This window comes from Streptomyces sp. A18, assembly GCF_059026065.1.
In genome coordinates, this window is sequence record NZ_JBWLKL010000174.1 from 1 (window position 1) to 279 (window position 279).

The 279-nt window shown below is 68.1% G+C and carries 1 protein-coding gene; it reads right to left on the reverse strand.

Features of this window, described 5'->3' with window-relative positions; translation table 11 throughout:
* The coding region (locus AC5P1C_RS44025) for a DUF2637 domain-containing protein (RefSeq protein ID WP_493871616.1) at window positions 1-279 on the reverse strand (279 nt) is incomplete at both ends.

Here is a 279-nt window from a genome sequence, read left to right on the forward strand (position 1 = left end):
CCCCAGGAGCGTTTCGCGCTCTGGTGCTGCACGGTCGCCCGCAGAATCGAAAGAGCCGCGACGAACCACGGGCCGTACACGGTGAGCGGCCACCACTGCGCCAGCTCCGCCGGAAGGATGTACTCGGCAAATGTGCGGAGTTGGCCGTAGGAATAGGCGATCGACCAGCCCAGCAAGCACGCCGCGCACACCGCGATCGCGGCGAACAGGACCGTCACCTGGCTGATGCGCCGCCCGGCCACAAGGAGCTTCGGCTTTGGCCGCGTACGCCTGCGGTCG